The organism is Xanthomonas pisi DSM 18956, assembly GCF_001010415.1.
GTDB classification, from domain to species: Bacteria; Pseudomonadota; Gammaproteobacteria; order Xanthomonadales; family Xanthomonadaceae; genus Xanthomonas; species Xanthomonas pisi.
The window spans coordinates 57329-73922 of sequence record NZ_JPLE01000024.1; the positions used below are offsets into that span (position 1 = coordinate 57329).

At 67.9% G+C, this 16594-nt stretch carries 13 protein-coding genes and 1 tRNA gene; 7 read left to right on the forward strand and 7 right to left on the reverse strand.

The features are described 5' to 3' along the window. Nucleotides 1–135: 135 nt before the first annotated feature. The 3 genes from Y887_RS06970 to Y887_RS06980 form a co-directional block, all read right to left on the reverse strand. Nucleotides 136–1818: an N-acetylmuramoyl-L-alanine amidase gene (locus tag Y887_RS06970; RefSeq protein WP_181113147.1), complete on the reverse strand. Its 1683-nt coding sequence runs from the start codon at nucleotides 1816–1818 to the stop codon at nucleotides 136–138. A 70-nt stretch (nucleotides 1819–1888) separates the two neighbouring features. Then, on the reverse strand, nucleotides 1889–2389 hold the full coding sequence (gene tsaE, locus Y887_RS06975; protein ID WP_046963649.1) for a tRNA (adenosine(37)-N6)-threonylcarbamoyltransferase complex ATPase subunit type 1 TsaE: 501 nt from the start codon (nucleotides 2387–2389) through the stop codon (nucleotides 1889–1891). Beyond that, a complete protein-coding gene (locus Y887_RS06980; RefSeq protein ID WP_046963650.1) occupies nucleotides 2386–3873 on the reverse strand; it encodes a bifunctional ADP-dependent NAD(P)H-hydrate dehydratase/NAD(P)H-hydrate epimerase in 1488 nt (495 codons plus the stop codon). Before Y887_RS06980 ends, tsaE begins: the two co-directional genes overlap by 4 nt. 24 nt (nucleotides 3874–3897) lie before the next feature. Here Y887_RS06980 and queG point away from each other — a divergent pair, with 24 nt between their 5' ends. Both queG and xseA read left to right on the forward strand, forming a co-directional pair. Next, nucleotides 3898–4965 (forward strand): tRNA epoxyqueuosine(34) reductase QueG, encoded by a 1068-nt coding sequence (gene queG / locus Y887_RS06985; protein WP_046963651.1) that lies wholly within the window; start codon nucleotides 3898–3900, stop codon nucleotides 4963–4965. 54 nt (nucleotides 4966–5019) lie between these two features. Beyond that, a complete protein-coding gene (gene xseA, locus Y887_RS06990; RefSeq protein ID WP_046963652.1) occupies nucleotides 5020–6357 on the forward strand; it encodes an exodeoxyribonuclease VII large subunit in 1338 nt (445 codons plus the stop codon). 199 nt (nucleotides 6358–6556) lie between these two features. On the opposite strand, the gene Y887_RS06995 is transcribed toward xseA, so the two are convergent. Beyond that, nucleotides 6557–7813 (reverse strand): virulence factor, encoded by a 1257-nt coding sequence (locus Y887_RS06995; RefSeq protein WP_046963653.1) that lies wholly within the window; start codon nucleotides 7811–7813, stop codon nucleotides 6557–6559. Between the two features lie 136 nt (nucleotides 7814–7949). After that, on the reverse strand, nucleotides 7950–9818 hold the full coding sequence (locus tag Y887_RS07000; RefSeq protein WP_046963676.1) for a formylglycine-generating enzyme family protein: 1869 nt from the start codon (nucleotides 9816–9818) through the stop codon (nucleotides 7950–7952). A 97-nt stretch (nucleotides 9819–9915) separates the two neighbouring features. On the opposite strand from Y887_RS07000, the gene rnd reads away from it, so the two are divergent. The 5 genes from rnd (at nucleotide 9916) to Y887_RS07020 (ending at nucleotide 14013) form a co-directional block, all read left to right on the forward strand. Further along, a complete protein-coding gene (gene rnd / locus Y887_RS07005; RefSeq protein WP_046963654.1) occupies nucleotides 9916–11010 on the forward strand; it encodes a ribonuclease D in 1095 nt (364 codons plus the stop codon). An 823-nt stretch (nucleotides 11011–11833) separates the two neighbouring features. Next, nucleotides 11834–12235: an H-NS histone family protein gene (locus tag Y887_RS07010; RefSeq protein ID WP_046963655.1), complete on the forward strand. Its 402-nt coding sequence runs from the start codon at nucleotides 11834–11836 to the stop codon at nucleotides 12233–12235. 86 nt (nucleotides 12236–12321) lie between these two features. Next, nucleotides 12322–12397, forward strand: a tRNA-Ala gene (locus Y887_RS07015). A gap of 153 nt (nucleotides 12398–12550) precedes the next feature. Beyond that, the gene (locus tag Y887_RS20940) at nucleotides 12551–12727 is read left to right on the forward strand and encodes a hypothetical protein (RefSeq protein WP_169749478.1); all 177 of its coding nucleotides are present in this window, start codon (nucleotides 12551–12553) and stop codon (nucleotides 12725–12727) included. Nucleotides 12728–12927: 200 nt separating this feature from the next. Next, nucleotides 12928–14013, forward strand: coding sequence for a GGDEF domain-containing protein (locus tag Y887_RS07020; RefSeq protein WP_046963656.1), 1086 nt, complete (start codon nucleotides 12928–12930; stop codon nucleotides 14011–14013). Between the two features lie 337 nt (nucleotides 14014–14350). Here the strand turns inward: Y887_RS07020 and Y887_RS07025 are convergent, their stop codons facing one another. Beyond that, nucleotides 14351–14860 (reverse strand): chemotaxis protein CheW, encoded by a 510-nt coding sequence (locus tag Y887_RS07025; protein WP_046963657.1) that lies wholly within the window; start codon nucleotides 14858–14860, stop codon nucleotides 14351–14353. 11 nt (nucleotides 14861–14871) lie between these two features. After that, entirely contained in the window at nucleotides 14872–16530 is a 1659-nt protein-coding gene (locus Y887_RS07030; protein ID WP_046963658.1) for a methyl-accepting chemotaxis protein, read from the reverse strand. Between the last annotated feature and the right edge of the window lie 64 nt (nucleotides 16531–16594).

Consider the following 16594-nt stretch of genomic DNA (forward strand, 5'->3'; position numbering starts at 1 on the left):
GCGCGCTTGAGCGCTGGCAGCGCAAAACAGGGTGGATGTCGGGGGGGGGCAGGCAAGACGAACGTCGGCACGGCAATCCGGCGGCGCGCAGGCGCCGTCACTCAGGGAATCAGTGCGGAATGATAGCCGAGCGGGTCAGCGACTGCCGCCGGCCACGGTGCCGACGGCATCGGCCTCGGCCTGCGCGCGTGCGGCAAACAAGGTGCCCGGCGGCGGCTGACGGGTGAAGAAGGTATCGATGCCATCCAGCACGGCGGCGGCGATCTTGCGCTGGTAGGCCGGGTCGATCAGGCGGCGTTCTTCATCCGGGTTGGAGATGAAGGCGGTTTCGACCAGCATCGCCGGCATGTCGGAGGTGCGCAGCACCGCGAAATTGGCGCGTTCCAGCTGCGGCTTGTGATTGTTGCCGATGCGCTTGAGGCCACCGAGCACATGGCCGGCGGCATCCTCGGAGGCCTTCATGTGGCCGCTCTGCGCCAGGTCCAGCAGCACATTGGCCAGCGTGCTTTCGGTTTGTTGCAGCCGCACGCCACCCACCAGATCGGCCGCGTTTTCCTTGTCGGCCAACCAGCGCGCGCGTTGCGACGAGGCGCCCTTGGTCGACAGGACATACACCGACGAGCCGGTCGCACTGCGATTTTCTGCAGCGTCGGCATGGATGGAAATGAAGATGTCGGCCTTCGCAGCCCGCGCCTTTTGCGCGCGCATGGGCAACGGAATGAACACGTCGGTGTCGCGGGTCAGGTACGCCTTCATGCCGGGCGTGGCGTTGATCTGGCGTGCCAGTTCGCGGCCGACCGCCAGGGTCACGTCTTTTTCGCGCTTGCCGGTCGGGCCCATCGCACCCGGATCCTGGCCACCATGGCCGGGATCGATGGCGACGATCAACGGCCGCATGCCCGGCGCCATCTTGACGCGCGACGCCTCGCTGGGCAGCACCGGGCGCGGTGGCAGGTCGTCGTTCGCAGCGGCGCCGGGCGCAGTGCCGGAGACCACAGCGCCGGCGCCGGCAATCGCCATCGGCGTGCTGCCGCCATTCAAAATTGCAGCGGCCGATGCACCGCCCGTGGACGTTGCACCGGCCGCAGGCGTGGCGCTACTCATAGCGACCCGATTGGCCGGATTGCCGACCGGAGCCGCCTGCGCGGTTGCAGCAGGCGTTCCCGGGCGCGGGGTCGGCACACCGGTGGCAACGGTGGTTGGCACTGCTGCGGGCGTGACCGTCGGCATCGCTGCCGCAGGCACGCTCGCCGGCGCTGCCGGTGCCGGCGGCGGTGTTGACGGCACAGACAAGGCGCGTTGTGCCGATGCAGCCAGGGCAGCGGTTGCACGCGCAGCTTCGGCTTGTGCGTTGACCGGGCGTGGCGGCGGCAGTGCGGCAGGCGGACTGGCCGCAACGGACGTGGCAGCCGCAGGCGCCGGATCGCCCGGCCACTCGATCACCAGGGTCGAAGCACTGCCCAGCGTCTGCATCTGCGGCTTGAGCGCGGTGACCGGGCTTGCCAGCTCGAACACCACCCGGAACGTGCCCGGCACCGGCTGACCGGTGCGCACCGAGGTGACCAGGCCGTTCGCCGGCGGTAACTTCAAGCCACGTGCGGCTGCCGAATCCGGGAAATCCACCACCAAGCGGTTGGGGTTGGCCAACGACAGCGTCTTGAAACCGCCGCTACCGGCTAGCTGAATTTCTGCACGCGTGCCGGTGGCGCCGGTGCTGACACCGACGCTCTTGATCTCGCCGGCCCAGGCAGCAAAAACCGCCAGGCTGAGGCTGGCGGTCAGGGCGGAAGCGCAGAAGTGTCGGATCCCCGGTGTCATGGCGCTGGATTCAATCATCCAACTGCGTGAATTGCAAGGTGATTTCCCTTAATAATCCGTAACCTGGCGTTCATTCTTCTTGTCCACTGACAAAAAGGGGCTGCAACTCGGCCTGTTGGGCCACTGCATGCAGCCAGTCGCGTCCGGCAGGGCTGCGAGCCAGCAGCCGTACGCTGCGCCCGTCGCCTTCCACAGCCAGTTCCACGTCCAGATCCACCGGCGGCAGGATGCCTGCGCCCCGCTCCGGCCATTCGACCAGCCACAGACTGGCGCTGCCCTCGTCCAGGCCGAGGAAATCCAGCTCGCCGGCATTGCCGATGCGGTACAGATCCAGATGCCAGGCTTCGTCGCCGCTGCTCAGCGGATACCGCTCGACCAGGGTGTAGGTCGGGCTGCGGATCGGGCCGGTGACGCCAAGCGCCCGCAGCAACGCGCGTGCAAGCGTGGATTTGCCTGCGCCCAGGTCGCCATGCAGCTGGACCATGGCCGTGGCGGGCCGCACCGCTGCCAGGGCGCGGCCGAGCGTTTCGGTCGCCTCGGCGTCGGTCAGATGTGCATCGAGCTGATTCACGCGTCGGCTCCGGTATTGGCGAGGCGACGCAGCTGTGGCAGCAGATCGGTAGGCAACAGACCGCGCTCGCCATCGCGCGCGGCCGCATCGCCGGCACAGCCGTGCAGCAAGGCGCCAAGGCTGGCGGCATCGAGCGCCGACCAGCCCTGCCCCAGCAATGCGGCGATCACCCCGGTCAGCAGGTCGCCCATGCCGCCGACGGCCATGCCGGGGTTGCCGGCGTCGATGATGCGCGGCAGCGCACGCGGGGCAGCCACCACCGTGCCGGCCCCTTTGAGCACCACCACCGCATCGAAACGCTGGACCAACGCGGCAGCGGCGGCCAGACGATCGCGCTGCACCTGCACGGTGGACAGTCCCAGCAGCCGCCCCGCTTCACCGGGATGCGGTGTCAGTACGCGCGGGCCGCGCGGTGGTGCAGCGGTGGCCGCCAGCAGATTCAGGCCATCGGCATCGATGACCACGGCGCTGTCCGAAGCCAGCACGCCCTTCCACAACGCCCGTGCCCAGTCGTCCTGGCCCAGTCCCGGCCCAAGCGCAACGACATCGGCGGCTGCGGCCAGTGCGGCGATGTCGTCGTCGGCCTGCGTGGCGCGCACCATGGCTTCGGGGCAGCGCGCCAGCAGCGGGGCGACATGGTCGGCGCGGGTAGCGACCTGCACCAGCCCGGCACCGCTGCGCAAGGCGGCTTCGGCGGTCAGCATGATCGCGCCGCCGCTGCCGAGATTGCCGCCCACGCAAAGCACCCGCCCCGATTCGCCCTTGTGCGTATTGCGCCGACGCGGCCGCAGGTGCGCAGCCAATGCATCGCTGCTCCAACTATGTGCGGCCGGGTGTAGCCCATCGAAGGCGGAGGCCGGCACGTCCAGCGAGGCAATGCCGCGTTCGCCCGCATGGTCCAGTGCGTCGCCGGTATACAGGCCGACATGCGGCACGATGAACTGCAAGGTGCTATCGGCGTGCACCGCGGTCTCGAAGGCCACGCCGTGGTCGGCATCGATTCCGCTGGGCACATCCAGCGCCAGCACCGGGGTGCCTGCCGCGTTGATGGCCTCGATCAGCGCGGCGGTCTGCGCATCCGGCGCGCGGTTCAGGCCGATGCCGAACAGCGCGTCGACGACGACATCGGCCTGCGCCAGCGCATATGGAAACAGCTCGATCGCACCGCCAACCGCCAGATAGTCGGTACAGGCGCGCTGGGCCAGCGCCGAGGCCGGGCCGTGCTCGGGCAGATGCACCACGCACACTCGGCGCCCGGCCCGGTGTGCCAGCCGCGCCAGCACGTAGCCATCGCCGCCATTGTTGCCGGTGCCGCACACCACCACGATGCGGCGCGCCTGCGGCCAGCGTTCTAGCAACCATTGCCAGGCCGCCTGGCCGGCGCGTTGCATCAAGGTGTAGCCATCGCCACCCAGCAGCGTGGTGGCCTGCGCATCGAGCGTGCGCGCGGCAGCGGTGTCGTAAAGAGCGAGCGGTGCGTACATGCCGGGAATTCTATACTTGTCGCCATGTCTGCCGCCGTCACTCGCCCCGACCCCACCGATGCTGCCGCGCGCATCCGTGCGCTTGCACGCGAAGCGGGCTTTCAACGTTGCGGCATCACCGGTATCGAGCTGGGCGAAGACGAGGCGCACCTGCGCAGCTGGCTGGAAGAAGGCCTGTACGGAACGATGCACTGGATGGCCCAGCACGGCGACAAGCGCTCGCGCCCGCAGGAGTTGGTACCGGGCACCTTGCGGGTGTTGTCGGTGGGCATGGATTACGGCCGCAAGGACGACACCGAGGCCTGGACGACCTTGCACGACGGCACCCGTGCGTACGTGGCGCGTTATGCGTTGGGCCGCGATTACCACAAGCTGATGCGCAACCGGCTGCAGAAACTGGCCGAGCGCATCCAGGGCGAGATCGGCGCGTTCGGCTACCGCGTGTTCGTCGATTCCGCACCGGTGCTGGAGCGTGCGCTGGCCCGCAATGCCGGGCTGGGCTGGATCGGCAAACACACCTGCCTGATCGATCGCAACGGCGGGTCGTGGTTCTTCCTGGGCGAGATCTACCTCGACCTGCCATTGCCCATCGACACCCCGGCCACCGCGCATTGCGGCACCTGCACGCGCTGTATCGACATCTGTCCGACCCAGGCCATCATTGCGCCGTATCGGCTGGATGCGCGCCGCTGCATCGCCTATCTCACCATCGAGCACGAGGGCGCGATTCCCGAGCAGATGCGCAAGCCGATCGGCAACCGCATCTTCGGCTGCGACGACTGCCAGCTGGTCTGTCCCTGGAACAAGTTCGCCCAGCGCACCGACGAGGCCGATTTCCGCGCCCGCAACGCGCTGGATGTGGCGACGCTGCCGCAGCTGTTCGCCTGGGACGAAGCAGAGTTCCTGCGCCGTACCGAAGGCAGCCCGATCCGCCGCAGCGGCCACGCACGCTGGCTGCGTAACATCGCCGTGGGCCTGGGCAATGCGCCAGGTACGCCGGAGGTGTTGGCGGCGCTGGAAGCGCGTCGCCACGATGCCTGCGAGCTGGTGCGCGAACACGTGGGCTGGGCACTGGCACAGCACGGCCTTTGATGCACAGACCCACGCGCTCACCCATGGCGTGCGCCACTACGGGATAATGCGGCGATGGCCGACCGCAACCAACAGATCCTCACTCCCAGCCAGCTCAATACGCTGGCGCGCGACCTGCTGGAAGGCAGCTTCCCGCTGGTGTGGGTGGAAGCCGAACTGAGCAGCGTCACCCGCCCGTCCTCGGGCCATCTGTATTTCACGCTCAAGGATGCGCGCGCGCAGATCCGCTGCGCGATGTTCAAGCCCAAGAGCACCTGGTTGAAGTTTCAACCACGCGAAGGCCTGCGCGTGCTCGCACGCGGCCGTTTGACCCTGTACGAGGCACGCGGCGACTACCAGCTGGTGCTCGACCATATGGAAGAAGCCGGCGAAGGCGCGCTACGGCGGGCCTTCGACGAACTGCGCGCGCGGCTTGCGGCAGAAGGCCTGTTCGATGCCGAGCGCAAGCAGCCCCTGCCTGCCCACGTGCGACGGCTGGCGGTGATCACCTCGCCCAGCGGCGCAGCGGTGCGTGACGTTCTCAGCGTGCTGGCGCGGCGCTTCCCGCTGCTGGAAGTGGACCTGTTGCCATCGCTGGTGCAAGGCGACAGCGCCGCAGCGCAAGTCACCTCGCTGCTGCAGCGCGCCGATGCGTCCGGGCGCTACGACGTCATCCTGATCACCCGTGGTGGCGGCTCGCTGGAGGATCTGTGGGCGTTCAACGACGAACGCCTGGCGCGTGCGATTGCCGCCGCGCAGACGCCAGTGGTGTCGGCGGTCGGACACGAGACCGACTTCAGCCTCAGCGATTTCGTCGCCGACGTGCGTGCACCGACGCCGTCGGTGGCGGCCGAATTGCTGGTGCCCGATCAACGCGAACTGGCGGCACGGGTGCGGCGCGCGCACGCGCGCATCGCCCAGCTGCAGCAACATGCCTTGGGCAATGCGATGCAACGCGCCGACCGGCTGGCATTGCGCTTGCGTGCGCACAGCCCGCAGGCGCGCCTGCAGCTGCTGCAGCGCCGCCAGGAAGAGGCCGGCCGACAGTTGCGAGCGCGCATGACCCAGCTGCTGGAACGTCTGCAGGCCCGCGTGCAACGCGGGCAGACGCACCTGCAGGCGCACAACCCGCAACGCAATCTGGCCAGCCTGCAGCAGCGGCTGCGCGCATTGCACCCGCAGGCGGCCATGCAACGGCGGCTGCAGCACGATCAACTGCGTTTGCGCAGCCTGGCGCGCTCGCTGGAAGCGGTCAGCCCGCTCGCCACCGTGGCGCGCGGTTACGCCATCGTGACCCGCCCCGCCGATGGCGGCGTGGTGCGCAGCGCCGCCGACGTGGCCCCAGGCGAGCGCCTGCGCGCGCAACTGGCCGATGGCAGCATCGCCGTGCGGGTCGAGCCGAGCGAGGACTGACGGCGGCAACGCAGGTGCGCGTGCGTGCGCCGGGCGACACGCAGCGCGTTGGCAGCCCCCATGCGATGTCGTCGCGACGCCGGTACGCAGCGACCGTCAGTTGGGTGTGTGAACCGCGCGGAGGATCCGGACTGCAGGAGCGGCAAAGGCCGCACCGAGCAAAGGCCGCGCCCGCCTGGCGGCGAGCACGCTCGTTTTGTCAGCCGCTCCTCGCCATGGGAGGCATCTGCGTCGCATGCTGCCAACCCTGCATCAGCACTCCGGCCAGCACCACCGGATCGTGATCGAAGTGATGCCCACCGGGCCGCATCACCACGTCCACGCCGCGCGTCCGCAGCTCCGGACACAGCGTGTCTTTTTCTTCGCTGCCGTAGATGCACTGCAGACGATGCGCATCCAGCGACTGGATCGCAGGTTCGACATCGCGCTCGGCATCGTTATGCCAGCCCAGCCAGCCGCCGACACGGACCTTGAAGTCGGCCTGATGGCCAAGCCCGAGCAGGCTGACGAACTGCACCGAGGCGCGCCGCTGGGGCGACAGCTCGGGGTAGGCGAACGGCAGCACGTCGGCGCCGAACGAGTAACCGACCAGCGCCACGTGCTCGATATGCCAGCGTTGCTGGTAGGCGGCGATCACCCGGTCCAGATCCGCGCCCACCTGCTGTGGGGTACGGCTGGACCAGAAGTAGCGCAGGCTGTTCCAGCCCACAACGGACACGCCCTGCTGCTGCAACTGCGCGGCAATGCCCTTGTCCAGCTCGCGCCAGCCGCCATCGCCGGACAGCATCACCACCAGCCTGTCGCTGCCGGGTGTGTGCATTTCGACCAGCGGCAGATCGCCGAGGCCCTGCGCCTGCGCCGCCAGGAAGTGGCCGCGCGTGGCCGCAGCAATCTGCATCGGGCTGGCATCGTCGACCAGATCGTCCAGGAAGCCCTGGTTGGCATCGGGCACATCGCGCGAACAGGCCAGGCCCGCATCCCTGGTGCCGGCGTCGGCTACCACCGCGCCGCCGAGCACGTCCGGTGCCGCAGACGCCAGGGCCTGACGCGCCAGCACGGCGCCATCGCCCTGCCCCACCAGCACTGGCGGCAGGAAGGCATCCACGTGTTCGGCACGCAGCAATTTCTTGCCGAGCCGCTCGGCGTCGTCGGCCAGCGAGCTGCACGCGGCGTGGTGCGAGCGCAGGCGTTCGCGGTAGCTGGCGGTATCGATCACCGCCACCAGCGCGCCGTCGTTGCTCAGCATGTCGGCCAGCTGCTGCGCCCGCTGCGGGTGGCCGCTATCGGGCAACAGCAGCACCATCGCCTTGGGCGCGCCTTCCGGGCGGATCACTTCCAACGAGCGGTAATGCCCGGCGATGTTGCCGTCCTGCATATGCCGCGCCACGGCAAAGCCACTGCCGCCGACCAGCAGGATCGCTACGGCCCAACGAAACAGTTTGATCCCCGTGCCCATCGCAGCAGTCCTTCAGAAGCGCTGGCGCTTCGACCTCGGTCTGCGCCAGTGGTTCCGGCGTGGTGCCGGCGGGTGTTCGCTGCGGTTAAGCCACGGAACCCGGCGACCTCGGCGCATCCTTCCCCGCGCCGCGTGCCTAGATTCCGCGTGCCAGCCGGAAGCCGATGCGCGCACTGGTGGTATCGGAGTCCTGCGATTGCCGCCACGCCGCACGCGTTTGCTGCGGCGAATTGGCCCAGCTGCCGCCGCGGATCATGCGCTGCCGGCAGCCCGGGTTGAACCACGCCGCGCCGTCGGCCGGTGCCCGCCGGTAGCTGGCGTGCCAGCAATCGGCCACCCACTCGCTCAGGTTGCCGCCCATGTCGTGCAGGCCCCAGGCGTTGGCGCGGAAGCTTCCGACCGGCGCCGGGCCCCAGAAGCCGTCGCCGTAGCCGACGAAGCCGTTGTTCCAGTGCCGGCCGCTGCGCGAGACGTCGTTGCCGCCGGTGAAATTGCCCGCATCGCGCGGTGGCGAGCCGGCATTGCCCCAGGGATAGCGCCCGGTGGTGCCGGCGCGCACCGCATATTCGAACTCGGCCTCGCTGGGCACGTGGTAATGGCGTCCGGTCTGTTCCGACAGCCACGACGCATAGGCTTCGGCGTCGCGGATGCTGACGTGCATGACCGGGCTGTTGGGCGCGGCCTGCGCGCCGTTGTAGTCGGACTGCCAGTCCACGCCGCTGCGGCGGATGAAGTTGCCGCTGCGCTCGTCGTACACCACCGAATGGCCGCGCCGGGTGGCGCGAGGACGCGCGCCGGTGGCTTCGACGAACTGACGGAATTCGGCCACCGTCACCTCGGTGATCGAGAGCGCGAAGCCGCGCGCAAAGCGCACGTAATGCGCCGGGCGCTCGTTGTCGGATGCGCCCGGCTCGGCATCGCCCGCCCCCATCTGGAAGGCGCCATGCGGCACCACGATCATCTGCGGCCCGCGACCACCGACCTTGAGCCCGTCGGTGAAGACCTGTCCGGGGCGGAAGCTGCCGTAGTGGGTGGCCAATTCCAGGCGACGCCGCAGATCGCCGGCCATCGGATCGCCGGGATCGGCAATGCGCAGCACTTCGGCCAGTTTCTCGCCGGCGGCCTTGAGCCCGCGCGGCGAGGTCAGATCGTGCAGCCCGGCATCGTGCAAGGCCGCGATCTGCCCGCGCCGGGTGCGCTCGATACGCGCGCGCGCGTCGGCAATGGTGGGTGCGCGGTCGCGCACCTGCCCGGCCATCTGCAACCAGTAGCGCGCGCCGATGAAATCGGCGGCGTCGGCGGCCTGCTCGGCGCGTTCCAGCAGGCCACTTTCCACGGCGGCCAGCCCCTGGCGCGTACGTGGATTGTCCGGGTCCAGCTGCGCGGCATCGCGAAAATTCGCCAGCGCACCATTGCCGTCTTCGCCCAGGCGACCACCGCGCAGGTCTTCTTCACCGGCACGATTGAAACCGAGCACGCGTTGCGCAGTTTCCACCTCGCTCTGCAAGGCGCGCACCTTCGGGTCCTTCGGTGCGAGCGCCAAGGCCACGATGGCGAGCTCGCGCGCCTGTTCGAGCGCATCGTCCTGCCGATCGGTCCGTGCAACCAGCGCCCGGCCGCGTTCGATCAAGCGGGCGCGCGCCTGTTCCAGGCCGCGTCGACTGGCCGCATCCTTGCCGCCGGTGCGTTGTTCGATGGCCAGGTACAACGGGATCGCATCGTCCGCATCGCGATACAGGCGGTCGTCCTGCAAGGCCTGGTCGGCGCGCTTGCGTGCCTGCGCCACGGGCTCGTCGCCCAGATCCACCGTCGGCGGTTGCCACTGCGCGACCGTCTCGGCGGATTCTTCGCCACCGATGGACACATTCGGCTTGCTCGGCTGCGCGGGCGCTACCGGCTGTCGCGCAGCGGCCGGCGTCGGCGCCGGTGCGGGGGCACGCGAACAGGCGCATATGCTCAGCACGACCAATGCCCACGCTGCGATCCGGTTGCCGCACTTGCCCACCACCTGCTCCTTCCAGTGCTCTGCCGCACGACAGGCGATCGCGACGTTAGGCTATTCTGCGCGTTCTGCGCAAACCCTCGCTGTCGACGGAAATCACGTGCCCCATTGGATCACCCACCCCTCCGAGCTGACCGAACGCCTGCAGGCAGCGCGCCCTTCGCGCATCGGCCTGGATACCGAATTCATTCGCGAACGCACTTACTGGCCGCAACTGGCACTGGTGCAGATGGCCATCGGCGAGGAGATCCTGTTGATCGACCCGCTGATCCCGGGCATGAACGAAGCGCTCAAGGAGTGGTTGATCGCCACCGACATCGTCAAGGTGATGCATAGCGCCAGCGAAGACCTGGTCACCTTCAAGTGCGCATGCGGCGCCTTGCCGCGTCCGCTGTTCGATACCCAGATCGCTGCCGCGCTGGCCGGTGTCGGCGGCGGCATGGGCTATCAGAAGCTGGTGCAGGAAGTGACCGGCACCTTGCTGACCAAGGGCGAGACGCGCTCGGACTGGATGCGTCGCCCGCTGTCGGCATCGCAACTGGAATACGCTGCCGACGATGTGCGCTACCTGTTCGCGATTCACGACGAGCTCACTGCCCGCCTCACCGGACAGGATCGCCTGGGCTGGCTGGCCGAAGATGCCGAGCGCCTGCTCGCCACGGTCGAGCACGATGACGGCGAGCGCTGGCCGCATGTCAGCCTGCGCACCGCACAGTTTCTGGAGCCGGCGGCGCAACGTCGGCTGCTGCGGCTGCTGCGTTGGCGCGACCTGCAGGCGCGTCAGAGCGACCGCCCGCGCAGCTGGATTCTGGACAACGAACTGGCCAGCCAGCTGGCACGCTTTCCACCCGCGGATCTGGACGCCCTGCTGCGCCAGTTCGACAAGTTTCCCAAGGCGCCACGCAAGCTCGCCAATGCGGTGTGGGACGCGCTCAACACGCCGTTGCCCGACGAAGACACCGCACCGCTGGCGCAGGCCGCCACCGACGGCAACAAGGCCGTGCTCAAGCGCTTGCAGGATGCCGTGGCGCAGCGCAGCCGCGAGCTCGGCTTACCGGATGGCCTGCTCGCCTCGCGCCGGCATCTGGAAACCCTGATCGAGCAGCACAGCTGGCCGGCCGCACTGGGCCAGTGGCGTCGCCAGATGCTGGAAGCGCAGCTGATGCCGTTGCTGGCCGACACGGCGGCGAAATAAGCCCCGCGTGACGCCAACGCAGACAACAACAGCCCGCAGCGATACGGGCTGTTCCCAGGTGCCGTGCGCGGCTGGCGATGCGCCCGGGTCAATCCTTACCTTGCCTAGAGCGTGTTATGTACGTTGAGGTGAGTGCGAAGCGTCCTGTGGCGCGTCGAGACAAGGCGTGCGCTGCGGCCCAGGCTGGCCGCCTGGGCAAGGCGCGCAACGCGGTATCGGCGCGCCACAGGGCGCTTCCCGGAGGGTTGGCCGTCAGCGGCACGGAGCGGGCGCCGCGCGGCACCCGCTCCGCACCGCTGACGGCCAACGCATCTCATCTCAAAGTGCATAACACGCTCTAACGTGCCAGGTTTTGCTAAAGACGGTCGATCTCCGCCCGCGGGTCCTCGCGCCGGCGCCGCACTTCTCTGGCACATCGCGCATGCTGAAGGCATCGGCACGGCGCAGCCTGGGTCATTCCGACCACCACAGCGTCAATGCAACCGGCGCACCGTCCGGAAGTGCTCATCGCATGCGTCTTGCTCCGGAACCGCAGCACATCGATTTGATCGTGAGCAAAGCGGTCGCAGGCGTGTGAGCCGGTGCTCCACGTATCCTCGCCCATTGCGTGCTCCTGTATCTTCATGGCCGGGTTCGCTGACCTGCGTGTAAGCTGGGCAGCGCCCGCAACGACAATGCGAAAGCGGCCGAGCAGCGCGTGTGAAAAGGCTGTTCACGCCATGTGCAAGCACCAGCACACGCAGCGGCCTCCCCCGGGCCGCATGCCATAATGGCGCTCGCCCTAGGGCGGCGTCTCCACTCTTTATTCCGAGGCCATACCTCTGTGAGCAATACTTCTTCGAAACTGGATTCCATCGCGCAAGCCAAAGCCAAGCTGCTGGACGAGCTGCAGAAGCTGGAAGAACAGGAGAAAACCGAGCGCGCGAGCGAGGCATCCTCTGCGCATGCCACCATCGTGTCGCTGCTCGAGCAGTTTGCCGGCCATTTCAACACCAAGCAGCGCAACGATATCGCGGCCTATCTGGGCGCCACGTCTGCGCGCAAGGAAGTGGTCAAGAGCGGCCGTAGCGAAGTGAAGCCGAAGTACGAACTGCCGCACACCGGCGAGACCTGGTCCGGCCGCGGCCGGACCCCGAAGGCCTTCGCCGCCTGGGAAGGCTCGGTGTCGTACAAGGAATGGAAGGCCAAGAACCCGGACCTCAAGTTCCCGCTGGTGCGCGAGTAATCCCTAGCGCTGGTGCGCCGGTCAGCGTGGTCCGCTACCGGCCGCATTGGCGAACCGTGCGGCATGTGGTTAGAATCAAGGTACGTGGGGCGGTAGCTCAGCTGGGAGAGCGTCGCGTTCGCATCGCGAAGGTCGAGGGTTCGATCCCCTTCCGCTCCACCACCGCATCGAACCAAGAGCCTCGGACATCCACGTCCGGGGCTCTTTCGTTTCTGCCGCTGCAAGCCACGCCGGAAGGCCGGGGTGCAGGCCATGCCGCCGGTATCACATCGCGCGCGCTAACGTCCGCCTCTCCATCACAGCGGACCCTTCGCCATGAGCAAGCAACAGCGCCAACCCGACAATGCCGGCGACGACGCCAGTGGCGTTTCCGACAGCCAGGAATCGCGCAAGCAGGACGAGGCCGCCAAACAGCGTCCGGGCCAGGAAGACCTGAAAGTGCATGACGAGCACAGCCGCCGCCCCAAGGGCAATGCCGGTCAGGGCGAATGACCGCCATGCCCGATGCCGGCGGGACTGCGGCGTCGGAATGGAATCGCCAGCGCTTACCGCTGCCTGCCGATGTGGCAAGATCCTCGAATGTCGGCCGCTGGGGTAGCCGACGTTTACCGGACGGTGTGACGCACGCAATGGCAGCGGCTGTTGCGGCAGACACTTGATCGCCTTGACGGCGCTTGTTGCAAAGGCCTTGCATGCAGCTTCCAGACGCACCCGCGTTGCACCTGATCCACGCGACCTTGTTGCCGGGCGACGTTGGCGCCTTGCTGGGCGCGCGCGCGCCGGCCAATGAAGACGAGCGCCTGGCCACGCTGCACGCCTACCAGTTGCTGGATACCGCGCCCGAGCCGCAGTACGACGCGCTGGCGGCCGATGCCGCTGCGCTATGCCGCACGCCGATGGCGCTGATCTCGCTGGTCGACACGCAACGGCAGTGGTTCAAGTCCAGGATCGGGATGCAGCCAAGCGAGACGCCACGGACGCTGTCGTTCTGCGCCCACGCCATCCTTGCGCCGGATCAGCTGATGGAAGTAGCCGACACCCATCTGGATGCGCGCTTCGTCAACAACGCGCTGGTCACTGGCGAGCCGCAGATCCGCTTCTACGCCGGCGCCCCGTTGCTGACCTCCGACGGCATTGCGCTAGGGACCTTGTGCGTGCTCGATCGCACGCCGCGGCGGCTGTCCGGTGCCGAGCGCGATGCGTTGCGGGCACTGGCGCGGCAGGTCGTGGACACCATCGAATTACGGCGTGCGGCCGAGCTGGTCGAGCTGGATGGGTTGCACGACGCGCTCACCGGCCTGTGGAACCGTGCAGGGTTGGAGCATGGCCTGCAGACGCTGCAAGACCCATCCGCCGCAGTGCCGGAACAGCCGCTGGGCTGTTTGCTGATCGATCTGGATGGTTTCAAGCGGCACAAGCTGCACGCGGGCGTTGCCGCAGCGGATGCGACGCTGGTACAGGCAGCAAGCCTGGTCCAGGCGCAGTTGCCGCCTGCCGCCATCGTGGCACGGCTCGACTGCGATCGGCTGTGCGTAGCACTGCCCACTGCATCAGCGCCTGCCGCAGTGCAGGTTGCCGAAGACATCCGCCAGGCGGTCGAGACCGCACGCTGGCCCACCGGTACGCTGACCGTCAGCATCGGGGTAGTCGATGCGCCCGCCGGCGAGACGCTCGACAGCAACACCCTGCTGGCACGTGCACGGCATGCGCTGCAGGGCGCGATCTGCGATGGACGCAATCGCGTACAGCGGTTCAGCGGCTGGCATCTGCACGGCTGATACCCGCTCGCCGTGCACTGCTTGAACTATCTTTACTTCGTGCAGTGAACGGCGGTGGGCGCGCGCCAGGCACATAGGACTGCCCACACACGCAGCTAAGTGACGCGTGCTCAACCGTGGTCGATGCGCCCCGGGAGATGTGAGCCAGAGTGCCAACGCACGACGCCAGTTGCGTGGGCAAAAAGCGACGCGCGACCTGCTGCCTGCCTACGCCGCCCAACCGACGCGACCCGGCTAGGGACCAAGGCAACCCACGATGCGCAGTCTGCTCCTTCACGCCGACAGTCGCCTGCACTCTCGATCGAACGACATCGGTGCGCCGTGACTCACGCGGCCCTCAGGCAGCCAGCGCGTCGGCGTTGCCGGCAATCTCGTCGACCTGCAGCACCTGCTCCATCTCCAGCAGCACCACGAAGCGCTCGCCCACCTTGCCCATGCCACGCAGCAGGTCGCGACGGATATGCGTGCCGAAGGCCGGCGCGCCTTCGATGTCGTGGTCAGCCAGTTCGATCACCGCGTTGACGGCATCGACCAGCACCCCGATCACCTGCGTGCCCTGCGCCTGCTCGGTGGACAGAATCACGATGCAGCTGCGCTTGTTGATGGCGCTGTCGGCACGCCCGAGCCGCGCCTGCAGATCCACCACCGGCACCACTGCGCCGCGCAGATTGATCACCCCGCGCACGCACGCCGGCATCGACGGCACCGGCGTCGGGGTACGGTACTGGATGATTTCGCGAATCCCCAGAATGCTGGTGGCGAAGGTTTCGCCGTCCAGTTGGAAGGTGAGGTATTGGGCGGCCGCATCGGCATCGCCCGGCATGACATCGGAAATCTCTGCAGTCATCGTTCGATCTCTCAGAAGCGAGCAAACTGGCCTTCGTCCGGGCCCTCGGACATCGCGTACGCCGGCGCCGCGCTGCTGCGCCAGCCGCGCGTACCGGGCGCACGTGCCGGGCGTGCGACCGCCACCTTGCCGCGCTTGGGCGGCGTGCTCGCAGGCCCCTGCCCGCCCAGGCGGAAGAACGCCATGCTCTGCTGCAGCTGCTCGGCCTGCGCGCTCATTTCCTCGGCCGTGGCGGCCAGTTCTTCGGACGCGCTGGCGTTCTGCTGGGTGGTCTGGCTCAGCTGCACCACCGCCGAGTTGATCTGGCTCACGCCCGAGGATTGTTCTTCGGAAGCGGCGGAAATTTCCTGCACCAGATCCGAGGTACGCTTGATGCTGGGCACGATGGTGTCGAGCAGGCGGCCGGCGCGGTCGGCCAGCTCCACACTGGAACTGGCCACCTCGCCGATTTCCTGCGCGGCCACCTGGCTGCGTTCGGCGAGCTTGCGCACTTCGGCGGCCACCACGGCAAATCCCTTGCCATGCTCGCCGGCGCGCGCCGCTTCGATCGCGGCATTGAGCGCGAGCAGATTGGTCTGATAGGCGATGTCGTCGATGATGCCGATCTTCTGCGCGATCTGCTTCATCGCCTGGGTGGTGGCGACCACCGCTTCGCCACCTTCGATGGTCTCCTTGGCAGCCTGGGTGGCCATGCCATCGGTGATGCGGGCGTTCTCGGTGTTCTGGCTGATCGATGCGGTCATCTGCTCCAGCGAGGCGCTGGTTTCTTCCACGCCGGCCGCCTGCTCGCTGGCGGCCTGCGACAACGACTGCGCAGTGGCGCTGACTTCTTCGGACGCGCTGGCCAGGGTCTCGGCGCTGGTATTGACCTCGCCCACCACCTGCGACAGCTTCTGCACCATGGTGCGCATGGCTTCGAGCAACTGCGCGGTCTCGTCGCGACCATGCACGTCGATGCGCATGGTCAGGTCGCCCTCGGACAAGCCGTTGGCGACCGTGACGGCGCGACGGATCGGGCCGGTGACGCTGCGACTGATCACCACGCCAAGCACTGCGCCGAGCAGCACGCCGCCGCAGATGATGGCCACCAGCAGTTTGGAACTGCGCGCGTGGATGGCGCTGGTTTCGGCGTTGGCCGAGGCTGCGCTGCGCTCGCGCAGGCCGCTCAGGTCCGTCATCAGGGTATCGACCTCATCCGAACTGGCGCGTACCGCACGCGATAACGCGGCCAGTTCCGGATTGGCGTCGCGCAAGGCCTCACGGTTGGCGGCCTCGATGAAACGGCCGCGCTCGTCCAGATACTTCTGCCAGGCGCGGTCGAACTGCGCGAGCTTGTTCTTCCCCTCTTCGGTCTGGAAGCTGCCGCGCGCGCGGGTCATGTAATCGACGACCTTGGCGGTGTACTTGTCGATGTTCTGCACATGCGACTGGCGCTCTTCCGCGCTGCTGGCCAGCATCAGGTTGGCGCGTGCGCGGCCGGCATAGATCAGGTTGATGTTGGCTTCCTTGACGTTGGACAGGCCCAGCAATTCGCGCTCGTACAGCGAGGTCGACAGGTCGCTGATGCGTCCGGAGTTCGAATAGCCCACCCACCCGATGCACGCACCGATCGCCGAGACGATCAGAAACGCCACGATCAGCCGGGTTCCGATTTTGAAGTTGCCTAACATTGGGGAGTTCTCTTGAGTGATGCGTGGGCTGCATGCGGTGCATGGGCAATCGACGGTGCTGCGC

Bases quoted from the DNA above. Each gene is read 5' to 3' on its own strand.
- Y887_RS07025 (WP_046963657.1), bottom strand. From the start codon at position 14,860: ATGACTGCAGAGATTTCCGATGTCATGCCGGGCGATGCCGATGCGGCC.
- Y887_RS06980 (WP_046963650.1), bottom strand. From the start codon at position 3,873: ATGTACGCACCGCTCGCTCTTTACGACACCGCTGCCGCGCGCACGCTC.
- Y887_RS06970 (WP_181113147.1), bottom strand. From the start codon at position 1,818: ATGACACCGGGGATCCGACACTTCTGCGCTTCCGCCCTGACCGCCAGC.
- Y887_RS07020 (WP_046963656.1), top strand. From the start codon at position 12,928: ATGCAGCTTCCAGACGCACCCGCGTTGCACCTGATCCACGCGACCTTG.
- queG (WP_046963651.1), top strand. From the start codon at position 3,898: ATGTCTGCCGCCGTCACTCGCCCCGACCCCACCGATGCTGCCGCGCGC.
- Y887_RS07030 (WP_046963658.1), bottom strand. From the start codon at position 16,530: ATGTTAGGCAACTTCAAAATCGGAACCCGGCTGATCGTGGCGTTTCTG.
- xseA (WP_046963652.1), top strand. From the start codon at position 5,020: ATGGCCGACCGCAACCAACAGATCCTCACTCCCAGCCAGCTCAATACG.
- Y887_RS06995 (WP_046963653.1), bottom strand. From the start codon at position 7,813: ATGGGCACGGGGATCAAACTGTTTCGTTGGGCCGTAGCGATCCTGCTG.
- Y887_RS20940 (WP_169749478.1), top strand. From the start codon at position 12,551: ATGAGCAAGCAACAGCGCCAACCCGACAATGCCGGCGACGACGCCAGT.